Source organism: Gordonia sp. 11cp (assembly GCF_057767225.1).
Genome location: NZ_CM173437.1, coordinates 5,051,384 through 5,071,205, shown reverse-complemented (window position 1 = coordinate 5,071,205; position 19,822 = coordinate 5,051,384). Strand labels below are relative to the sequence as shown.

The window sequence follows — 19,822 nt, the reverse complement described above, 5'->3', positions numbered from 1 at the left end:
GGGGACACGCCACATCCGCCACTGAGAAACAGCAGCGGATCTCAGCGGCAACCGTATGGAGGCGAAGTTGCCCATGCGCTAAGTCCGTGTTTCCCCCGTGTTACACGCGAGTGGTATTCGCTACACGGTGTGTCCGGGGCGCGACGCACTCGGCGCACCCCAACCCTAGCGGGAGGCCCGAACGGGCGGGACGGGTCGCCACAACCAGCGACTACGATGGTTCCCAGTGCGGCGACGACGCGGACCGAGGGGGTTGCGCGGTCGCGTGAGAGGAGTCATCACCGATGGGACGAGTCACGGGTTCCTGGCTGTCGGGACCGCAGATCGGTCCCGCGACCGGCGTTGACAACGAGTACCGAGGGCAAGATCTCGGCCTGCCGGAGAGCGGTCCCGGGTCGCTGGCGACCGGCTGGCCGCGGGTTGCGGCTCTGCTCGTCGACTGGCTGATCGCCGGTGGTCTGGCAATGGCGTTCGTCGGGTTTCCCTCTGCCCACCTGGGCACCACCCAACTGGGCATCTGGTTCGTCATGGGCGTCTTCGCGGTGACGCTGTTCGGCTTCACACCCGGCCAGCTCGTCATCGGGATGCGAGTCGCGCGAGTCGACTTCGGCGCTGAACGCAACACCGCGGAGGCGACCGGCGAACAGAGCCCGGCTGCCGTCGGGATCGTTCGGGCCTTCTTCCGTCAGCTGCTGATGGTGTTCCTGGTTCCGGCCCTGATCAACGATTACAACGGACGCGCTCTCCACGACCGCGCGACCGGCACCGCGCTCGTCCGGACCCGCTGACAGGCGCCGAGCCGCCCGCGGACCCACCACTCACCGACAAACCCACCACCGATCGGACTCGGTCCGGATCGGTGGTGGGTTTGGTCGTATGCAGGGCGCACAGTCGATGGGATTCAGCGCACGGTCGACGGGATCGGGCGCCCAGTCGACGGGATCGGGCGCCCAGTCGACGGAATCGGGCGCCCAGTCGACGGGATTTGACGCCCGGTCGACGGGTGTGGCGTCAGCCGCGGCGGCGTGCCGTCCGCTGCATGCTGCGCATCTTGGCGTTCCCGGGCAGGGGCCCCTTCGGCATCCCGGGGCCGGGAGCCTTGCTGCCGAGGGCGGAGAGCCGTCCCTCGAGGGTCTCCATCCGCTTGCGGTCGATGTTGCTGGGCAGCTTGTTGAGGTGCCGCTCGAGCTTCGACAGCGGGACCTGGCCGTCGTCGTTGCCGACCATGATCTCGTAGATCGGGGTGTCGCCGACGACGCGCGCGACCTTCTTCTTCTCCTGGCCGAGCAGGGACTTGATGCGCGTGGGCGAGCCCTCACCCACGAGGATGACGCCCGGCTTGCCGATGACCCGGTGCACGGCGTCGAGCTGGGACGTCCCGGCGACGGCCTGCTTCACCCGCCACTGTCCGCGCATGTTGCCCAGCGCCCAGCCCGCGGCGCCCGGCTGTCCCTCGGCCTTGGTGTACACGTTCTTCTGGACCCGGCGGCCGAACAGGATGAATGCGCCCAGGATGCCCAACACCACGCCGAGGGGGATCAGCAGCCACGGCGAGCCGAGCACGAACCCGAGGACGGTGAAGACGGCGATCGACAGGACGATCACACCCACCATGTAGGGGATGAGCCGTTTGTCTTCCTTGCGCTGCATCTGGAAGGCCTGCCACAGCTGCTGGCGCCGTTCCTTCGATGCCGCCTTACGGGCCTTCTTCTTCTCGGCCTTGACCTCTTTGTTCACCTGCGCCTTTGCCATGACGCCAGTTTACGTCCGCGCGTCCGGCGACCGCCGGAAAGGTCACCGTACGCCGCACGAGGGGTCAGCGGGCGAGGCGTGCCATCAGGCTGGAGGCCTCCTGGCTTGCCGATCCCTCGGCTGCCAGGTGGGCCAGAGCGGGTGAGATGTCGCGGCCGTGGTGGGCCATTGCCTGCGCATAGAGCCGGCCTGCCCGGTACGACGAGCGCACCAACGGACCCGCCATGACACCGGCGAAACCGACCTCGGTGGCGAACTCGGAATGGTCGACGAACTCCTCGGGCTTGACCCAGCGCTCGACCGGATGATGCCGCGGCGACGGGCGCAGGTACTGCGTGATGGTCAGGATGTCGCAGCCCGCCTCGTGCAGATCCACGATCGCCGACTGCACCTCCTGCGGGGTCTCGCCCATCCCCAGGATCAGATTCGACTTCGTCACCAGACCGAAATCGCGTGCGGCGGTGAGGACTTCGAGGGACCGCTCGTAGCGGAACGCCGGGCGGATGCGCTTGAAGATGCGCGGCACGGTCTCGAGGTTGTGTGCGAGCACCTCGGGCCGGGCGTCGAAGACCTCGGCCAGCAGATCGGGCTTGGCATGGAAGTCCGGGATGAGGTTCTCGACACCGGTGCCGGGATTGAGGCGATGGATCGCGCGGACGGTCTCGGCGTAGAGCCAGGCGCCCTCGTCGGGCAGGTCGTCGCGGGCCACGCCGGTGATGGTCGAGTAGCGCAGGCCCATCGCCTGCACGCTCTCGGCGACGCGGCGGGGTTCGTCGCGGTCGAGGGCGGCGGGCTTGCCGGTGTCGATCTGGCAGAAGTCGCAGCGGCGGGTGCACTGTTCGCCGCCGATGAGGAAGGTCGCCTCGCGGTCTTCCCAGCACTCGTAGATGTTGGGGCAGCCGGCTTCTTCGCAGACGGTGTGCAGGCCTTCACGCTTGACCAGGCCCTTGAGTTCGGTGAACTCCGGGCCCATCGTCGCGCGGGTCCGGATCCACTCCGGCTTGCGTTCGATGGGGGTCTGCGCGTTGCGCACCTCGAGGCGGAGCAGTTTGCGGCCTTCGGGGGCGGGGTTTGAGGGTGCCGTTGCCGAGGGTGTGGCTTCGGGGGCACCGGGTCCGGGGGTGAGGGGGGACGCGGTCACTGTATCGATCCTACGCTTGCAGAAGTGGGTGTTCCGGACTGTGTGGCGGCCGGCGCCGGGGTGCCGGTGGTGTCGGAATGGGTGACGTCGAAAGTGGGTGCGTCGAGTGCGGACAGCACCGCGTCGGCGGTGACGTCGAGCACGTCGTGCACCGACAGCGGCCGCGCGAGTTCGCGGGCGAGCGAGGTCACCCCGGCGTCGGCGATCCCGCAGGGGACGATCGCCTCGAAGGCTGCCATGTCGGGGTCGACGTTGAGCGCGAACCCGTGCAACGCGACTCCGCGCGCGACGCGGATACCGATCTGCCCGAGCTTGCGTTCCCCGGCGTCATCGGTGATCCACACTCCCGACCGGCCGTCGACGCGCCCGGTCGTCACGCCGAGTCCGGCGCAGACCGAGATGAGTGCTGCCTCGAGCCGCCGTACGTACTCGACGACGTCCAGCGGCTCGGCGAGCTTGACGATCGGGTAGCCGACGAGCTGCCCGGGGCCGTGCCAGGTGATCCGCCCGCCGCGGTCGACGTCGACCACCGGTGCGCCGTTCGTGGGGCGGTCGGAGTCCTCGGTGCGTTTGCCCGCGGTGTAGACGGAGGGGTGCTCCAGCAGGAGCAGGACGTCGTGGTCGAGGAGGCCGTCCGCGCGTTCGGTGGCCAGACCGTGCTGCATGTCGTAGGCAGCCTGGTAGTCGAGGACGCCGAGCCGACGGATCTCGACCGGTTCGGTACTCGCGCGGATCGGACGATCAGTCATGGCGATTGGTTCCGGTGGCGTAGGCCAGGGCCTCGTCGACACCGGGATGGGTGAAGGTGAATCCGTGATCGGTCAGCACCTCAGGTGCAACGCGTTGACTGAACAAAATCATTTCCTCGGCCATCTCGCCGCCGACCCGGCGCGCCGCGAAGGCCGGAACCTTGAGCACCGTCGGGCGGTGTACGGCGCGGCCCAGCGCCGACGCGAACTCGCCGAACGGCACCGCGCCCGGCGCGCTCAGGTTCACGGGCCCGGACACGTCGGAGTCGAGAAGGAACTCGATGGCACGTACCTCGTCGATGAGGCTGATCCAGGAGAAGTACTGCTTCCCGTCGCCGATGGGTCCGCCGAGCCCCAGCTTGAACAGCGGACGCAGCTTGCCGAGAAGACCGCCCTGCGCACTCAACACCGGTGCGGTCCGCAGGAGGACCAGACGGGTGTCGGTGCCGACGTTGGTACGGGCGGCGGCCTCCCAGTCGACGACCAGGTCCGCGAGGAATCCCTCTCCGGGACCGTCGGTTTCGACGGCGGGACGGCTGCCGGTGTCGCCGTAGAAGCCGGACGCACTGGCGCTCACGAACGTGGGGATGCCGAGATCACGCACGGCCTCGGCGAGGACCTCGGTCGGCGTGACCCGGGAGTTCCGCAGCTCCTGTTTGAAGCGCCCGGTCCACCGGCCGTTTCCGACCCCCACGCCGCCGAGCGACACCACCGCCTCGACGCCCTCGAGACTCTCGGGCGGCACGCCGATGGTCTCGGGATCCCAGCTGAACTCGTCATCGGCGCGTGCCTCGCGGCGGACCAGACGGGTGACCGTGTGGCCCGCCGCGCGCAGCGAGTTGACCAGGGCGTTGCCGATGAGCCCCTGCGAACCTGCGACGGCGATGCGCATCGTGAGTCCTCGGTGTGCCGTAACCGGAGATCCGGGCTAGAGGCCCAGGTCCGCGGCGAAGGCGGCCTCTTCGAGGCGCTTCTTCACCGTGGTGAGGAAGCGGCCCGCGTCGGCGCCGTCGATGAGACGGTGATCGTAGGTCAGCGGCAGGTAGGACATCGACCGCACTGCGATCGACTCCGAGCCGTCCTCGCCGGTGATGACGACCGGACGCTTGACGATCGCTCCGGTACCGAGCATCGCGGCCTGCGGGGGGACCAGGATCGGGGTGTCGAAGAGCGCACCCTGACTGCCGATGTTGGTGATGGTGAAAGTGCCGCCGGCGAGCTCGTCGGGCTTGAGTCCGTTGGAGCGTGCCCGCGCCGCGATGTCGGCGATGGCGCGTGCCAGGCCGGCGATCGACAGGTCATCGGCATTGTGGATCACCGGCGACAGCAGTCCCTGCGGGGTGTCGACGGCGATGCCGAGATGCACCTTGTCGTAGTAGGTGATCTCCTTCTTGTCCTCGTCGATCGAGGCGTTGACGTTGGGATGCGCCTTCAGCGCCTCCACGACGGCCTTCGCGATGAACGGGAGGTACGTCAGGTTGACACCCTCGGACGCCTTGAAGCTCTCCTTGGCCGCCTTGCGGAGTCCGGCGATGCGGGTCATGTCGACCTCGAAGACCTGCGTGAGCTGTGCGCTCTGCTGCAGCGACTCGCGCGTCTTCTTGGCGGTGATCTGACGGATGCGGTTGATCTTCTGCGTGGTCCCGCGCAGCTCGGCCAGCTCGGGGCGGATCTCCGGCGATGCGGACTTCCCGGCCGATGCCGCGGGTGCCGACGGAGCAGCAGCGGCGGGCTTCTGCTCGGGGGCAGGTGCCTTGGCCTCCTCGGCGGCGGCGAGCACGTCCTGCTTGCGGATCCGGCCACCGACACCGGTGCCCTTGATCGCGTTGAGGTCGATGTTGTTCTCCGCGGCCAGCTTGCGCACCAGCGGGGTCACGTACGGAGTCGACTCGACGGTCGGCGGATCGGACTTCTCCGCGGCCTGCGACTTGGGCTCCGAGGTCTTCGGTTCGGCCTTGGGTGCGGGCTTCTGCTCCTCCTCGGGGGCGGGCGCCTGCTCGGGCTCGGGTTCCGGCTCCGACTTCTGCTCGGGCTCGGGCTCGGGTTCCGGCTCCGGTTCGGGTTCCGGCTCGGGCTCCTTCTTCGACGGTGCTGCCGAGGCATCACCGATGACGGCGAGCTTGCCGCCGACCTCGATCACGTCGTCCTCCTGCGCGAGGATCTCGAGCAGGGTGCCGGCGACGGGGGAGGGGATCTCGGTGTCGACCTTGTCGGTGGAGACCTCGAGGAGCGGTTCGTCGGCGGCGACCTCGTCGCCGACGGACTTCAGCCAGTTCGTGACGGTGCCCTCGGTGACCGATTCGCCGAGTTCGGGCATGAGCACGTCGGTGCCCTCTGCGGAGCCGGAACCGGTGTCGGCCGTGGGCTTCTCGGCGGGAGCGTCCTCATCGGTGGAGGGCTCCTCGGCGGCCTGCTCGGGCTCGGGCTCGGGGGCGGCCTCGGTCGGCTCGTCGCCGCCGGCGGAATCCGAGCCGGAATCGTCCGAGCCGGAATCGGCCTCGTCGGCGTCACCGATCAGGGCGAGGTCGCCGCCGACCTCGACGACGTCGTCCTCCTGCGCGATGATCTTGGTCAGCACACCCGAAGTGGGCGCCGGGATCTCGGTGTCGACCTTGTCGGTCGACACCTCCAGCAATGGCTCGTCGGCCTCGACGGTGTCGCCCTCCTCCTTCAGCCACCGGGTGACTGTCCCCTCGGTGACACTTTCACCAAGGGCGGGCATCTGGACGGAGAAGGCCATCGTTGTGAACTCCTGAACTCGACGTGGTGGTCTGTAGGTGATGCCCAATGGTGTGTGCGCCGTGGGCACGGGGTCGGGGGCGGTTCGGAGCCCGCGCAGATGAGTGGCGGATCAGCCGCTCATCCCCGCGGCCAACCCTACCCGTAGGGTGCGTCGCCGACTCGGTTCGGCTCGTACTCGTCGGTAACGATTCTCATCGGGCCGGTGCGCGGGTGCCGGTTGCTGTCGGTCAGCCGTTCGCGGCGATGTCCTCGAGCACCGCGGCGATGGTCCGGACGGGCACGCCCGTACCGCCTTTCGTGGTGTAGCCCCAGGCCCCGCCGGTGTTGAAGGCTGGTCCGGCGATGTCGATGTGGGCCCACTGCACGTCCTCCGGCACGAACTCCTTCAGGAAGATGCCGGCGGCGAGCATCCCGCCCCAGCGGTGCGGGGTCACGTTCGCCAGGTCCGCGACGCGGGACTTCAGGTCGGCGCGGAGTTCCGCGGGCAGCGGCATGGCCCAGGCGTTCTCGCCGACATCGGCCGACCGGGCCGCCACGCGGTCGCGGAACTCGTCGGTGCCCATCACGCCGGGAGTCCGGGTGCCGAGCGCCACCATCTGTGCGCCGGTCAGGGTAGCGGTGTCGATGAGGTAGTCGGGATCGTCCTCGCAGGCCCGCACGATGGCGTCGGCGAGGATGAGACGACCCTCGGCGTCGGTGTTGAGGACCTCGACGGTCCGTCCGCCGTACTGCGTCAGCACATCACCGGGCCGCTGCGCGGTCGACGACGGCATGTTCTCGGCCATCGGCACGGTCGCGGTGACCGTGACGTCGACGTCGAGGCGGGCGGCCAGGATGGTCGCGGCGATGACCGCGGCGGCGCCACCCATGTCGGAGGTCATGGCGTCCATGTTCGCGGCGGGCTTGATCGAGATGCCGCCGGTGTCGAAGGTGATGCCCTTGCCGACCAGCGCGACCTTCTTGGGCGACTTCTTGGCGGTGTGGGTCAGTCGGACCAGGCGCGGCAACCGGGAGGATCCCTTGCCGACGCCGATGATCCCGCCGTAACCCTGGGCCTCGAGCTGTTTGTCGTCGAGGATCTCGACCTTGAGGCCGGCCTTGCTCCCGAGCGTGCGGGCGCGGGCGGCGAACTCCTCGGGATAGAGGTGACTCGGCGGGGTGTTGACGAAGTCGCGGGCGATGGCGACGGAGTCGGCGACCGCGACGGCCCGCTCCAGGCCCGCCCTGGCCTCCTTGGACTTCGATTCGACGAGCAGCGTGATGCGTTGCGGCGGAGTCTTCTTCGGCTTCGACTTCGCCGAGCGGAACTCGTCGAACCGGTAGGCGCCGAGGAACAGGCCCTCGGCCGCGGCGGCCAGGTCGATCGCGGAGAGCGTGGTGGACACCGACTCGTGTCCGTCGAGTTCGCGGGCGACGATGCCCGCTGCCTGCCGGACCTGATCGGCGTCGTCGAGGTTGTCGGCGTCGCCGAGGCCCACGGCGACGACGACATCGACCGGCAACGAATCGGGAGCCGCGGTCCGGGTGACCTCGCCGTGCGAGCCGGTGGCCCCGAGCGCGGTGAGGGCGGCGCTGATGGCGGCCGCCTGGGCGTCGTCGAGGATGCCGTCACCGATGGCCAGGGTCGGTTCGGCGGCGGGGCCGTCGGCGTCGTCGTCGGGGGACGACGTGCTGATCAGGCCGATGACCAGGGCGGAATCGCCCTTGCCGATCGAGGTGGACAGTTCGAGTTCGGGGCCGCGCGTGCGGTCGACGGTGTCGTTCTTGCTCACCCGCTCAACTCTGCCACAGCGCCGACGCGGCGGGGCTGCCACGAACCTCATCGGCCGGGACGCGCCGTCTCGGGGTGCATGCGTGGACAACGGTCGGCCGGTACCACCCGTGGCGTTCTGCGCCGCCGCCGGCGCGGATGGTCCGCGCCCGGCGGCACGGATCGCCCGATAGCGTGGACGCCATGAGTGAACTCCTCGCCGGGCCGATCGCCGACCGTCATGCCGCACTGGGGGCCACCTTCGCCGAGTTCGGTGGCTGGAACATGCCGGTGTCGTACTCGGGCACCGTCGCCGAGCACGCGGCGGTGCGGGAGAGCGTGGGCATCTTCGATGTCAGCCATCTCGGCAAGGCGCTGGTGTCCGGGGCGGGCGCGGCGGCGTTCGTCAACTCGACGCTCACCAACGACCTCGGCAAGATCGTCCCCGGCAAGGCTCAATACACGTTGTGCTGCAACGATTCCGGTGGTGTCGTCGATGACCTGATCGCCTATCTCGTCGGTGACGACGAGGTGTTCCTGGTGCCCAACGCGGCGAACACCGCGGCTGTCGTGGCCCAGCTGCAAGCCGTTGCGCCGGAGGGTATCTCGATCACCGACCGGCACCGCGACCTGGCCGTCCTGGCGGTACAGGGGCCGAGATCGCCCGACATCCTCACCGGGCTCGGGTTGCCGGCCGACATGGAGTACATGGCCTTTGCCGACGCCGATCTGGCGACGGCCGACGGTCCGGCTCGCGTGCGGGTCTGCCGGACCGGATACACCGGTGAGCGGGGGTATGAGATCGTGCCGCGATGGGACGACGCCGGTGCGGTCTTCGACGTCCTGCTGGAGGCGATCACCGAGGCCGGTGGGCTGCCCGCGGGACTGGGCGCCCGGGACACCCTGCGCACCGAGATGGGTTATGCCCTGCACGGACACGAGCTCGGTCCGGACATCTCGCCGGTACAGGCGCGTTCGAGCTGGGCGGTCGGCTGGGACAAGCCGTCGTTCTTCGGCCGCGACGCGCTGCTGGCCGAGAAAGAGGCCGGTCCGTCGCGTCGTCTGTACGGGCTGAGGGCGACCGGGCGCGGGGTGCCGCGGGCCGGGTGCGCGGTTCGTCTCGCGGGCGACACCCAGAGCGGGGGGCAGATAGGGACCTGTACGTCGGGCACCTTCTCGCCCACGCTGAAACAGGGCATCGCGCTCGCGCTGCTGGACACGGCGTCGGGTGTGCGCAAGGGCGACGAGGTCGTGGTCGACGTTCGCGGCCGCGACCTCGCGTGTGAGGTCGTGATCCCGCCGTTCGTGCCGTCGCACGTGTGACCTGCGGCCACCGGTACGAGGCCCCGCCGGGGTCCGGGGGTGACCCACCGGGCACGGAATTGCTTTTGTGGCCGGCGGTACGATGGCGCCATGACCTTGGAGTTCAACCGTACCGAGCACCCGCACCCGGTGTCTGAGGGCCGGCGCGCGGAGATCTTGTCCGCCCCGGGATTCGGGCGCCACTTCACCGACAACATGGTGATGATCGACTACGACGCCGAGGTGGGTTGGCACAGTGCCACGGTGAAGCCGTACGGTCCGATCGCGCTGGACCCCGCCGCCACGGTCCTGCACTACGGCCAAGAGGTGTTCGAGGGGCTCAAGGCCTATCGCCAGCCGGACGGTTCGATCGCCGCGTTCCGGCCGGAGGCCAACGCGGCACGGCTGCAGCGCAGTGCCGAACGACTCGCTATGCCGGCGCTGCCGGTCGAGGATTTCATCGGCTCGCTCAAGGCTCTGCTGGCCGCGGACAACGAGTGGGTGCCCGCCGCCGGCGGCGAGGAGTCGCTGTACCTGCGTCCGTTCATGTTCGCCTCGCAGGCGAGCCTGGGTGTGAACGCCCCGTCGACGAGCTACATCTACTCGGTCATCGCCTCGCCGGCGGGCGCCTACTTCGCCGGCGGCATCAAGCCGGTGAGCGTCTGGCTCTCCACCGAGTACGTCCGCGCGGCGCCGGGCGGCACCGGATTCGCCAAGTGCGGAGGCAACTACGCCGCGGCGTTCCTCGCGCAGCGGCAGGCGACCGAGCAGGGTTGCGACCAGGTCGTGTGGCTCGACGCGATCGAACGCCGCTTCATCGAGGAGATGGGCGGCATGAATCTGTTCTTCGTGTTCGGTTCGGGCGCCGACGCCCGACTGGTGACCCCCGAACTGTCGGGGTCACTGCTGCCGGGGATCACCCGTTCGTCGCTGCTCACCCTGGCCACCGACGCCGGCTTCGAGGTCGAGGAACGCAAGATCACCACCGAGGAGTTGCGCAAGGGCGTGGCGTCGGGCGACATCACCGAGGTGTTCGCCTGTGGCACCGCCGCGGTCATCACCCCGGTCGGTCGGGTCAAGGGTGAGAACGAGGACTACACCATCAACAACGGCGAGACCGGCGAGGTGACGCAGGCATTGCGTGACACCCTGACCGGCATCCAGCGGGGGACGTTCGCCGACACCCACGGCTGGATGACGGAGCTCTACCGCAGCTGAACGTTCGCGTGACGGGTCCCGTGGCGGGTCAGAGCAACAGCCCGACGACGGCGAGTGCGACCCCGACTTCGATGGTCGCGCCCAGTACGTCACCGGTGATCCCGCCCATCCGGCGCGCACAATGTCGGGTGAACCACCAGGCGAACGCGGCGACACCGAGCACGATCGCGTCTCCTCGGACGACGGCGGCCACCTCGAGGTGGCCGCCGTCGAATCCGTTGGCGGACAGTCCGAGTGGGATGGCCGCTACGAGCGCGAGAACCAGCCACACGGCGACGGAGAGATGTTGTGTGCCCGCGACCAGGGCGCCGAAACCGTTGGGGTGGGCCGGTTTCAGCGACCTCCGGGTGCCGATGACGGCGCCGATCCGGCCGAGGCCGATGGCGAAAGCCAGGCCGTACCACTGTGACTCATCGGCGAGTGCGGCGAAGCCGGTCGACTGCACAGCGAGTACCAGGACCAGGGTGGCCACCCCGAAGGGGCCGACGGTGCCGCTGCGCATCACCTCGGTGACCCGATCGGGTGGCCCGTAACACCCCAGTCCGTCAGCGGTGTCGGCGAGCCCGTCGAGGTGCATGCCCCGGGTGGCCGCGGCGAGCAGGACGACGACGAGCACGCCGATCAGCAAGGTCGGGAGTCCGGTGTGGGTGAGCCCGAAGGCCACGGATGCCGACGCGGCACCCAGGAGCGCGCCCACCACCGGGACCGACGCCATCACCGCCGCACCCAGCGACCGATCGGGCGCATCCGACGCGTGTCCGCCGACGGGCACGACCGTCAGCCAGCTGACGGCCGTACGGAGCGCCCGGGTCGGCGGAATCATGGCGGATCCGTTCGGCGTCAGGATGTCTCGGCGTCGTCTGTGGTGTCCCCGGCCGGGGTGCTCTTGTCGGACACGCCGGCTTCGTCGAAGGTGGCCATCGAGACGAGCAGGTCGGCGGCCGACTGCACGATCGGCAACGCCAGAACGGCGCCGCTGCCCTCACCGAGTCGCATCGACAGATCGAGAACCGGCACCAGATCGAGGTGCTCGAGCGCGATCTGATGGGCGGGTTCGACCGACCGGTGCCCGGCGATCCACCAGCGCATCGCCCCCGGCGCGAACTCGTTGGCAACCATGGCCGCGGCCGTGATCACCACGCCGTCGAGGATGACCGGCGTCCGGCGTAGGGCCGCTTGTGCGAGGAATCCGACGGTGGCGGCCAGGTCGGCTCCGCCGACGGCGGCCAGCAAGGCGAGCGGGTCGTGGATCACCTTGCGCGCGCGGCGCATACCGTCACGGATCGCGGCTGTCTTGCGCATCCACCCGGCGTCGTCGACACCGGTTCCCCGACCGACGATCTCGACCGGTTCGCGCCGGGTCAGCGCGCCGATGAGGACCGTCGCCGGGGTGGTGTTGCCGATGCCCATCTCACCGGCGATCAGCAGATCGGTGCCCGAGTCGATCAGGTCGTCGGCGATCGCGCGCCCGGCGGCCAGGGCCTCGCGCGCCTCCGCGAGAGTGATCGCGTCGGTGGTTCGGAGGTCGTCACTGCTGCGACGGACCTTGTACCGCGACAGTTCGGGTGCGGTGTCGGCGTCGACGGACATGTCGACCACCTTGACCGCCGCGCCGACGCGTCCCGCCATGACGTTCACCGCGGCACCGCCCGCTGAGATGTTGGCGACCATCTGCGCGGTCACCTCGGGCGGGAACGCCGACACTCCGCCGCGGGCGACGCCGTGGTCGCCGGCGAAGACGACGACGGTGGGGGAGGTGAGGGGTGCGGGCGGGCACTGGCCCTGGCATGCGGCGATCCAGACGCCGATCTCCTCGACGCGACCCAGTGATCCCGGCGGCTTGGTGAGCGTCGCCTGTCGGTTGCGGGCGTCCTGGGCGACCAGCTCGTCCGGCGGCCTGACGGGCGCGAACACCTCGGCATCGGTGGGGTCCGGCCGGGGACGCTCGGAGAGCCCCACGCCCCCAACGGGTACGGGCGCTTTGGAAACGGTCGCGGCGACCGGGTCCGACGGTGCCGAGGCGGGCTCACCGCGGTCCGGCGTCGTCGCCACCGGCGCCAGGGTGTCTGCGCTGTCGGTCGTGTCCTTCTCGGTGGTGTCCGTCTCGGTGGTGCCCGGGCCCGGCGCCTCGACGCCCGCCGCCGGGCCGTCAGGTGTGCTGGTCGTCGCGGGCTGCGGTTCGGCCGGGAGATGGAGAACCCGGCCGGCGACGACGAGATCGACGCGCTCGCACACCTGCGCCACCCGGACGTTGAGGGTGCCGAGCAGGTCCTGGAAGACCCGTCCGGCGGGGGTGGGGGGAACGAGCGAGAGCCCGGCTTCGGGGCTGATGAGCACCACGTCGGCGGTCATGGCGGCCAGGGCGTCGCAGAGGTCGTCGATCGGACCGTCGAGGTCGATCTCCGAACCCGAGGTCCAGCCGTGCACGGCATCGATCTGCGCGGTGAGCCAGTTGCCCAGATCGTCGACCAGGGCCGGGATGTCGGGCGCGGCGCGCAGAGCGTGTCCGAGGTCGGTCGTCTCGATCGTCGTGTACCGGTCGTCGCGGCGTTCGCGATGTAACCGAACGCGGTCCATCCAGTCCCCGTCGGAGGACGTCAGCGGGCCGGTGGCGAGGTAGCGGATCTGCCGGTGGTCGCCGAGGAGCGACTCGCCGTGCGCGGACTTGCCCGAGCGCACGCCTCCCAGGACGAGGGTGCGCACTGCGCGATCGGTCATCGATCAGACTTCGTCGCCCGGCGAGACCATCGGTTTGGGGGCACGCATCTTGCGCAGCTGCATCGCGCGGGTGAAGGCGTACCAGCCCAGCTTGAAGCCCCCGTCGCTGGACTCGGGGAAACGTTCGGCGACGCGCCGGTTGACCATGCGGCCGAGGATCACACCGTCGATGGCCATCAGCACGACGAAGGCGACCAGGATCAGGTTCGTCAGTGCGGCGGCCTGCGGGACCAGGAACATCAGCACGATCAGCAGGATGGCGAACGGCATGAACAGCCCGGCGAAGTTGCGTCGCGCGTCGACGATGTCGCGGGTGTAGCGCCGCGAGGCGCCCTTGTCGCGCGGCATGAGGTAGGCCTCGTCGCCGGACATCATCCGTTCCCGCTGCTGGAGCCGCTTCTCGCGTCGCTCGGCGGAGAGTGCGCGCTTCTCCTCCTTGGAGAGCGACGACTTGAGTTCCTTCTTACGGGCGCGAGCCTCGGAGCGGTTCGTCGGCGGCGGCGCGACCGGACCGCGACGACGGTTCTCGGCCTGGCGACGAGACGGCGTCGGGCGTCCCTTGCCCGGGGTGTACTTGCTGCCCTTGGCGGACGGCGCGACGTCGGTGCCGGACTCGTCGTCGGCGGTGTAGGTGGAGACCGAGCTGTCGCCGGAATCCGCCTGGGTGTCGTCCTTCTTCCATGGCAGCTTCACGCCTGTAGAGCCTAGGTGATCGGTGTTGCGAGACAAACGCGTGGTCGTCGCTTTTGGGTGGTCGTCTCCCGCAGCCGGGGAGACGGCGGGGCATCCGGGGTCTCGGCGTCGTCCCGTGGGGCCCGCCCGGCTCCGCCGAGCGCTGCCGGGTTCTGTCCGGCTACCTATACTCCGTGCTCATGACCGGGAATGATGCGCCGCGCGGTGCGACGACGACGGAGTCGGCGACGGGATCCCGGTGCGCATCCTGATCGCGCCGGACTCGTTCGGCGACACCATGTCCGCGGTGGTCGCCGCGCGTGCGATCGCCCGGGGGTGGGGTGCCGCACGGCCGGATGACGAACTCGTCGTGGCCCCGCAGTCGGATGGCGGCCCCGGATTCGTCGACGTCCTGGCGTCGCGGTTCGGGACCGTGATCAGCGAATCGGTGACCGGGCCGCTCGGTGCGGGGGTCACCGCCCGGTGGCTTCTCGACGAACCCTCGACCAACCCCGACGAACCCTCGACCGCCTACATCGAGTGCGCGCAGGCCTGCGGTCTGCACCAGCTCGGTGGCACGCCGACGCCGCGAACCGCGGTGGCGGCCGGCACCCACGGTGTCGGTGAGCTCGTCGCGGCGGCGCTGGCTCGTGGGGTGGGCCGGATCGTGATCGGACTCGGTGGCAGTGCCTCCACCGACGGCGGTGTGGGCCTGGTCGAAGCCCTCGGGGGCGGCGATCACGCCCGTGAACGACTCCGTGGGCTGGAGCTGATCGCGGCGTCCGACGTGGAGAACCCACTCCTGGGGCCGCTGGGCGCAGCAGCCGTGTTCGGTCCGCAGAAGGGTGCCGACCCGGACACCGTCGCCCTTCTCGAGAAGCGACTCGACGACTGGTCGCGCACCCTGGGTGCGCTCGCCGGCCGGGACATCGCCGACGAGCCGGGCGCCGGTGCCGCGGGTGGCCTCGGTGCTGCGCTCCTCGCTCTCGGCGCTACTCGCGTGTCCGGTGCCACCGTGGTCGCCGAGGCGACCGGCCTGGCCGCCGAGGTCGCCGCGGCCGACATCGTCGTCACCGGGGAGGGGAAGTTCGACTCGCAGACGCTGCAGGGGAAGGTCGTCTCCGCGCTGCATTCGGCAGCCTCGTCGCTCGGCGCCCGTGGTGCCGGTGCCGCGACGATCGTCCTCGCGGGGCAGGTCGCCCTGGGTGCCGACGAGATCGCCGCGGCCGGTGTCGCGGCCGCGCACGCGATCGTCGACGTCGCGGGTTCGGTCGAGGTCGCGATGGCCGACGCGGAGAACCAGCTCGCCGCACTCGCCGAATCGGTGGCGTCGGACCTCGGGGACGCGCGCGGCTGACCTCGCGCTCGTGCGAGACGAACACACGGCGCGGACCTTGCGGAAACGCCCGTCCGACTGGACGGGAATACCACGGGGAGGAGTACGGTTGTACGCACGGGCACAACCGGTCGACCTCCCGGCGAGCGGGGTGAATCCCGAACGACGTGCGGGGCGCAACCCCACCACGGCATCGGGCCACATTGCACCGGGACCACACCACTTACAGGAGCATCCATGACCGTGCAGAACGAAACGAGCACAGCCACGAGCACCGGCGTCGTCCTCAGCGACGCTGCCGCGTCCAAGGCCAAGGCGCTGCTCGACCAAGAGGGCCGCGACGACCTCGCGCTGCGTATCGCCGTACAGCCGGGTGGTTGCGCGGGGCTGCGCTACCAGCTCTTCTTCGACGACCGCACCCTCGATGGTGACATCACCACCGACTTCGGCGGAGTCACGCTCGCCGTCGACCGGATGAGCGCCCCCTACGTCCAGGGAGCCACCATCGACTTCGTCGACACCATCGAGAAGCAGGGCTTCACGATCGACAACCCGAACGCCACCGGCAGTTGCGCCTGCGGCGACTCGTTCAACTGACGCGACGACTCGCGTCAGAGGCTTTCCGGCACCGGCCGCATCCCATGGGGGTGCGGCCGTTGTCATGTGTCGGGAGGTGAGTAGCGTGGACACCTGTCTGTGTCGTCGTCATCACTGCCTGGGTCACCACCTGCTGGGCACCATCCATCGGGCAACCACATGAAGGGCTGAGATCTCCAGTGGCAATCGTTGTGTGCGGATCCATCGCGACCGATCATCTGATGAAGTTCCCGGGCAAGTTCTCCGAGCAGTTGCTCGGCGATCACCTCGAACACATCTCCCTCAGCTTTCTGGTGGAGGATCTCGTCGTCCGGCGCGGCGGTGTGGGAGCCAACATCAGCTACGCCATGGGTCAGCTCGGAGGCACGCCGGTACTCGTCGGCGCGGTCGGCTCCGATTTCCATGACTACCGTCAGTGGCTCGAATCCAACGGCGTCGACTGTCGTGGCGTCCGGGTGTCGGAGACCCACCACACCGCCCGCTTCATGTGCACCACCGACGAGACGATGGCCCAGCTCGCGACCTTCTACGCCGGCGCGATGAGCGAGAGCAAGGACATCGATCTCTCGTCGGTCTTCGCGGAGGTGGGTTCGCCCGACTTGGTTCTGATCGGTGCGGACGATCCGGCCGGGATGATCCGCCACACCGAGGAATGCCGGACTGCCGGCATCCCCTTCGCCGCCGACCCGTCGCAGCAGCTGGCACGGCTCGACGGCGAGCAGGTGCGCACGTTGATCGACGGCGCCACCTACCTGTTCACCAACGAGTACGAGTGGGGTCTTCTGCGCCAGAAGGCCGGACTGTCCGAAGCGCAGGTCGCCGAGATGGTCGGCGTCCGCGTCACGACGCTCGGCAAGGACGGCGTCGAGATCGTCGACCGCGACGGCACACGGATCCACGTGCCCGTCGTGCCGGAGACGGACAAGGTCGATCCGACCGGCGTCGGCGACGGTTTCCGCGCCGGGTTCCTGTCTGCGCTGTCCAAGGGACTCGGCTTCGAGCGGGCCGCGCAGGTCGGGTCGATGGTCGCGGTGCTGGTGCTCGAAACCGTCTCGACGCAGGACTGGGCCTGGGATTCGAACTCGGCCCTCGCTCGGATCGAAGGCGCATACGGCGCCGAGGCCGCTGCGGAGATCAGCGCGGCGTTCGCCGGCTGAGCCCGGTCCGCCCGGGGGTGGTGACCCGTCTGACGTTGCCACTCCCGGCCCGGCGTGAGACGTTGGAGATGAGCCCCGATCGAGGGCTCCCGGACGAGGGGTGCTGTACCCGGTGCGCGACAAGACGGCCCGGAGGAGGCGTCATGTCGTGGCTGATTCTGGTCGTGTCCGGTGTCCTGGAAGCCGTCTGGGCAACCGCACTGGGCAAGTCGGAGGGTTTCAGCAAGCTGGGTCCGACAGCAGTGTTCGTCTCAGCGCTGGTCGCCAGCATGGCCGGCCTGGCGTACGCGATGCGCGACCTGCCGGTCGGGACCGCCTACGCGGTGTGGGTCGGCATCGGTGCGGTGCTGACCGTCGTCTATGCCATGGCCACCGGTGAGCAGGCCGTGTCGGCGCTCAAGGTGTTCTTCCTGCTGATGATCGTGGGCGGAGTCGTCGGTCTCAAGCTCGCGCACTGAATCCGCTGGAACGACAACCGCCCCAGAAATGCGCCCTCCGTGGGGAAGTCCGCGACATATCGTCGTCGACTCCGCTGTCGCGGGCGGGTTTCGGGGGCGGTTGTCGGGGGCGGTTGTGCTGTTTGAGAAGGAATCCCGGACTAGACGCGGACCGGGTAGGTGTGGTCGATGATCTCCGGAACGATGGTGCCCTCGACGAAGATGCCGTGCCAGACCATGAACATCAGGACAGTCCAGAGACGACGGCTGTTGTCCACCACGCCTTCTCGGTGCTCGTTGAGCATCGCGATCACCGCGTCCTTGGCGAAGATGTGATCGGTCTGCGAGTGCGTGATGGTGTCGTGCGCCCAGTCGAACATCTCCGTCCCGGCCAACCAGTGCCGGATCGGCACCGGGAAGCCGAGCTTCTTGCGGTGGAGGACGTGCGCCGGGACGATCTGCTCCAGCGCCTTGCGCAACGCGTATTTCGTGGTGCCGTGCGAGATCTTCTCGTCGTGGGGGAGACCTTCGGCGATCGCGAAGACCTCCGGATCGAGGAACGGCACGCGCAACTCGAGCGAGTTGGCCATCGTGATCTTGTCCGCCTTGACCAGGATGTCGCCACGCAGCCAGGTGAACAGATCCAGATGCTGCATGCGCGCCACCGGATCCCATCCCTCGCTCATCGCGTAGATCGGGGCGGTGACGTCGGTGTGGGTCCACTCGGGACGGTAATCGCGGAGCACCGCGCGAAGCCGCGCGTCGTCGAAGCTGCGGGCGTTGCCGTAGTACCGCTCCTCGAGCGTGAGTGACCCGCGATGCAGCAGGCTTTTACCGCGGGTTCCCTCGGGGATGCGGTCGGAGATCTTGCCGGCCGCCCGGCGCAGGGGTCGGGGCAACCGGTCGAAGGCCGCGAGCGACAGCGGTTCCTTGTAGATCGTGTACCCGCCGAAGAGTTCGTCGGCGCCCTCACCGGACAGCACGACCTTCACATGCTTGCGTGCCTCGGCCGCCACGAAGTAGAGCGGGACGAGTGCGGGATCGGCGACCGGGTCGTCGAGGTACCAGACGATCGAGGGGATCGCCTCGATGAACTCCGACGGCCCGACGACCTTCACGACATGCCGCGCGCCGATCGCCTCCGCGGACTCGGCCGCGACGTCGACCTCCGAGTAGCCCTCGCGCTCGAAGCCGGTGGTGAAGGTGATGAGGTCCGGGTTGTGCCGGATCGCGAGCGCGGCGATGGCTGTCGAGTCGATGCCACCGGACAGGAACGACCCGACCGTGACGTCGGCCCGCATGTGCTTGGCGACGGAGTCGGCGAGCACGTCGGCGATCTCGTCGTAGCGCTTCTGCCGGGTGGCGTCGGTGACCGGTCGGACACCGAACTGGGGAGTGAAGTACCGCCGGACAGACAGGGGACTGCCCGGCGTCGCGGTGGCGTGACAGCCCGACTCCAGACGCCGGATCGAGGCATGGATGGTCTCGGGCTCCGGGACGTACTGCAGCACCGTGTAGTGCTCGATCGCGCGGGGATCGAGCTCCGACGACAATCCGACGCGCTCGATCAGTTCGAGCAGGCTCTTCTTCTCGCTGCCGAAGACCAGCCCGCCGGGACCGGACGCCACGAAAAGGGGCTTGATGCCGAACGGGTCACGCGCGAGGAACAGCGACCGGTTCTCGGTGTCCCAGATCGCGAACGCGAACATCCCGCGCAGCCGCCGGACCGCGTCGGGTCCCCAGTGATGGAAGGCGGCGACGATCGCCTCGCTGTCTCCCTCGGTGCGGAACAGCGCGCCCTCGTCCCTGGCGAGTTCCGCACGGATCTCGAGGTAGTTGTAGATCTCGCCGTTGAACACGAGCGCGTACCGATCGGGATTCTCGGGCGGACCCCAGCGGAGTGGCTGGTGTGAGTGTTCGATGTCGATGATCGAAAGGCGGTTGAACCCGAACACGATGTCGTCGTCGTGCCAGGTGCCGGGTTCGTCGGGTCCGCGATGCCGCATGCAGTGCGAGGCCACCGCCACCGGTTCGACGACCTCGGCGGCCGTTCCGTCGGATGTCAGCAGGCCGAGCAGACCACACACGTCTCGTTCTCTCCGTTCAGTTACCGGTCCACAGCAGGTTCTCCACCCCGCGCCGGATCGCGTCCGAGTATGCCTGAAGCACACGGTGGAGCGCCGACGTGGCGGGGTGGGGCGAGTGCGCGGCCGGGCCGTCGTTCACGCGTCGACGACACCGGCGCAGGACG

17 protein-coding genes and 1 riboswitch are annotated in these 19,822 nt (G+C 69.2%); of the genes, 7 read left to right on the top strand and 10 right to left on the bottom strand.

Going from position 1 to position 19,822, the window contains the following annotated elements:
* The first annotated feature begins 284 nt into the window (after positions 1 to 284).
* On the top strand, positions 285 to 788 hold the full coding sequence (locus AC3B6C_RS22635) for an RDD family protein (protein ID WP_014927344.1): 504 nt from the start codon (positions 285 to 287) through the stop codon (positions 786 to 788).
* A 223-nt stretch (positions 789 to 1,011) separates the two neighbouring features.
* Here AC3B6C_RS22635 and AC3B6C_RS22630 read toward each other — a convergent pair whose 3' ends face one another.
* The 6 genes from AC3B6C_RS22630 to AC3B6C_RS22605 all read right to left on the bottom strand — a co-directional run bounded on the left by AC3B6C_RS22630 (position 1,012) and on the right by AC3B6C_RS22605 (position 8,156).
* A complete protein-coding gene (locus AC3B6C_RS22630; protein WP_010841139.1) occupies positions 1,012 to 1,752 on the bottom strand; it encodes a DUF4191 domain-containing protein in 741 nt (246 codons plus the stop codon).
* A 64-nt stretch (positions 1,753 to 1,816) separates the two neighbouring features.
* Positions 1,817 to 2,893: a lipoyl synthase gene (lipA, locus tag AC3B6C_RS22625; RefSeq protein WP_010841138.1), complete on the bottom strand. Its 1,077-nt coding sequence runs from the start codon at positions 2,891 to 2,893 to the stop codon at positions 1,817 to 1,819.
* A complete protein-coding gene (lipB, locus tag AC3B6C_RS22620) occupies positions 2,890 to 3,642 on the bottom strand; it encodes a lipoyl(octanoyl) transferase LipB (protein WP_010841137.1) in 753 nt (250 codons plus the stop codon). The genes lipA and lipB overlap by 4 nt, the downstream gene beginning before the upstream one ends.
* Positions 3,635 to 4,534, bottom strand: a complete 900-nt coding sequence (locus AC3B6C_RS22615; RefSeq protein WP_010841136.1) for a TIGR01777 family oxidoreductase — start codon at positions 4,532 to 4,534, stop codon at positions 3,635 to 3,637. The genes lipB and AC3B6C_RS22615 overlap by 8 nt, the downstream gene beginning before the upstream one ends.
* A gap of 36 nt (positions 4,535 to 4,570) precedes the next feature.
* Positions 4,571 to 6,382 carry a 2-oxoglutarate dehydrogenase, E2 component, dihydrolipoamide succinyltransferase gene (gene sucB / locus AC3B6C_RS22610; protein WP_044506932.1) on the bottom strand — a complete coding sequence of 604 codons (1,812 nt, stop codon included), beginning with the start codon at positions 6,380 to 6,382 and terminating at the stop codon, positions 4,571 to 4,573.
* A 229-nt stretch (positions 6,383 to 6,611) separates the two neighbouring features.
* Positions 6,612 to 8,156 (bottom strand): leucyl aminopeptidase, encoded by a 1,545-nt coding sequence (locus AC3B6C_RS22605; RefSeq protein ID WP_488374219.1) that lies wholly within the window; start codon positions 8,154 to 8,156, stop codon positions 6,612 to 6,614.
* A gap of 182 nt (positions 8,157 to 8,338) precedes the next feature.
* Here AC3B6C_RS22605 and gcvT point away from each other — a divergent pair, with 182 nt between their 5' ends.
* On the top strand, positions 8,339 to 9,457 hold the full coding sequence (gcvT, locus tag AC3B6C_RS22600; protein WP_488374218.1) for a glycine cleavage system aminomethyltransferase GcvT: 1,119 nt from the start codon (positions 8,339 to 8,341) through the stop codon (positions 9,455 to 9,457).
* A gap of 90 nt (positions 9,458 to 9,547) precedes the next feature.
* Positions 9,548 to 10,654, top strand: a complete 1,107-nt coding sequence (locus AC3B6C_RS22595) for a branched-chain amino acid aminotransferase (protein ID WP_488374216.1) — start codon at positions 9,548 to 9,550, stop codon at positions 10,652 to 10,654.
* A gap of 28 nt (positions 10,655 to 10,682) precedes the next feature.
* Here the strand turns inward: AC3B6C_RS22595 and AC3B6C_RS22590 are convergent, their stop codons facing one another.
* From AC3B6C_RS22590 to AC3B6C_RS22580, 3 genes are read right to left on the bottom strand one after another with little or no spacing between them, the layout of a single operon-like run.
* Entirely contained in the window at positions 10,683 to 11,477 is a 795-nt protein-coding gene (locus AC3B6C_RS22590) for an adenosylcobinamide-GDP ribazoletransferase (protein ID WP_488374215.1), read from the bottom strand.
* Positions 11,478 to 11,494: 17 nt separating this feature from the next.
* Entirely contained in the window at positions 11,495 to 13,372 is a 1,878-nt protein-coding gene (cobT, locus tag AC3B6C_RS22585) for a nicotinate-nucleotide--dimethylbenzimidazole phosphoribosyltransferase (RefSeq protein WP_488374213.1), read from the bottom strand.
* 3 nt (positions 13,373 to 13,375) lie between these two features.
* Positions 13,376 to 14,065: a DUF3043 domain-containing protein gene (locus tag AC3B6C_RS22580; protein WP_010841129.1), complete on the bottom strand. Its 690-nt coding sequence runs from the start codon at positions 14,063 to 14,065 to the stop codon at positions 13,376 to 13,378.
* Positions 14,066 to 14,303: 238 nt separating this feature from the next.
* Between AC3B6C_RS22580 and AC3B6C_RS22575 the strand changes: the two genes are divergently transcribed.
* The 4 genes from AC3B6C_RS22575 to AC3B6C_RS22560 all read left to right on the top strand — a co-directional run bounded on the left by AC3B6C_RS22575 (position 14,304) and on the right by AC3B6C_RS22560 (position 17,592).
* Positions 14,304 to 15,401 carry a glycerate kinase family protein gene (locus AC3B6C_RS22575; RefSeq protein ID WP_010841128.1) on the top strand — a complete coding sequence of 366 codons (1,098 nt, stop codon included), beginning with the start codon at positions 14,304 to 14,306 and terminating at the stop codon, positions 15,399 to 15,401.
* A 216-nt stretch (positions 15,402 to 15,617) separates the two neighbouring features.
* Positions 15,618 to 15,977 (top strand): HesB/IscA family protein, encoded by a 360-nt coding sequence (locus tag AC3B6C_RS22570; RefSeq protein ID WP_004022921.1) that lies wholly within the window; start codon positions 15,618 to 15,620, stop codon positions 15,975 to 15,977.
* Between the two features lie 179 nt (positions 15,978 to 16,156).
* Positions 16,157 to 17,134, top strand: coding sequence for a carbohydrate kinase family protein (locus tag AC3B6C_RS22565; protein ID WP_488374212.1), 978 nt, complete (start codon positions 16,157 to 16,159; stop codon positions 17,132 to 17,134).
* 67 nt (positions 17,135 to 17,201) lie between these two features.
* Positions 17,202 to 17,268, top strand: a riboswitch (guanidine-III (ykkC-III) riboswitch).
* A gap of 9 nt (positions 17,269 to 17,277) precedes the next feature.
* Positions 17,278 to 17,592, top strand: coding sequence for a DMT family transporter (locus tag AC3B6C_RS22560; protein ID WP_488374211.1), 315 nt, complete (start codon positions 17,278 to 17,280; stop codon positions 17,590 to 17,592).
* A 140-nt stretch (positions 17,593 to 17,732) separates the two neighbouring features.
* Here the strand turns inward: AC3B6C_RS22560 and asnB are convergent, their stop codons facing one another.
* The gene (asnB, locus tag AC3B6C_RS22555; RefSeq protein WP_488374210.1) at positions 17,733 to 19,658 is read right to left on the bottom strand and encodes an asparagine synthase (glutamine-hydrolyzing); all 1,926 of its coding nucleotides are present in this window, start codon (positions 19,656 to 19,658) and stop codon (positions 17,733 to 17,735) included.
* Positions 19,659 to 19,822 lie beyond the last annotated feature (164 nt).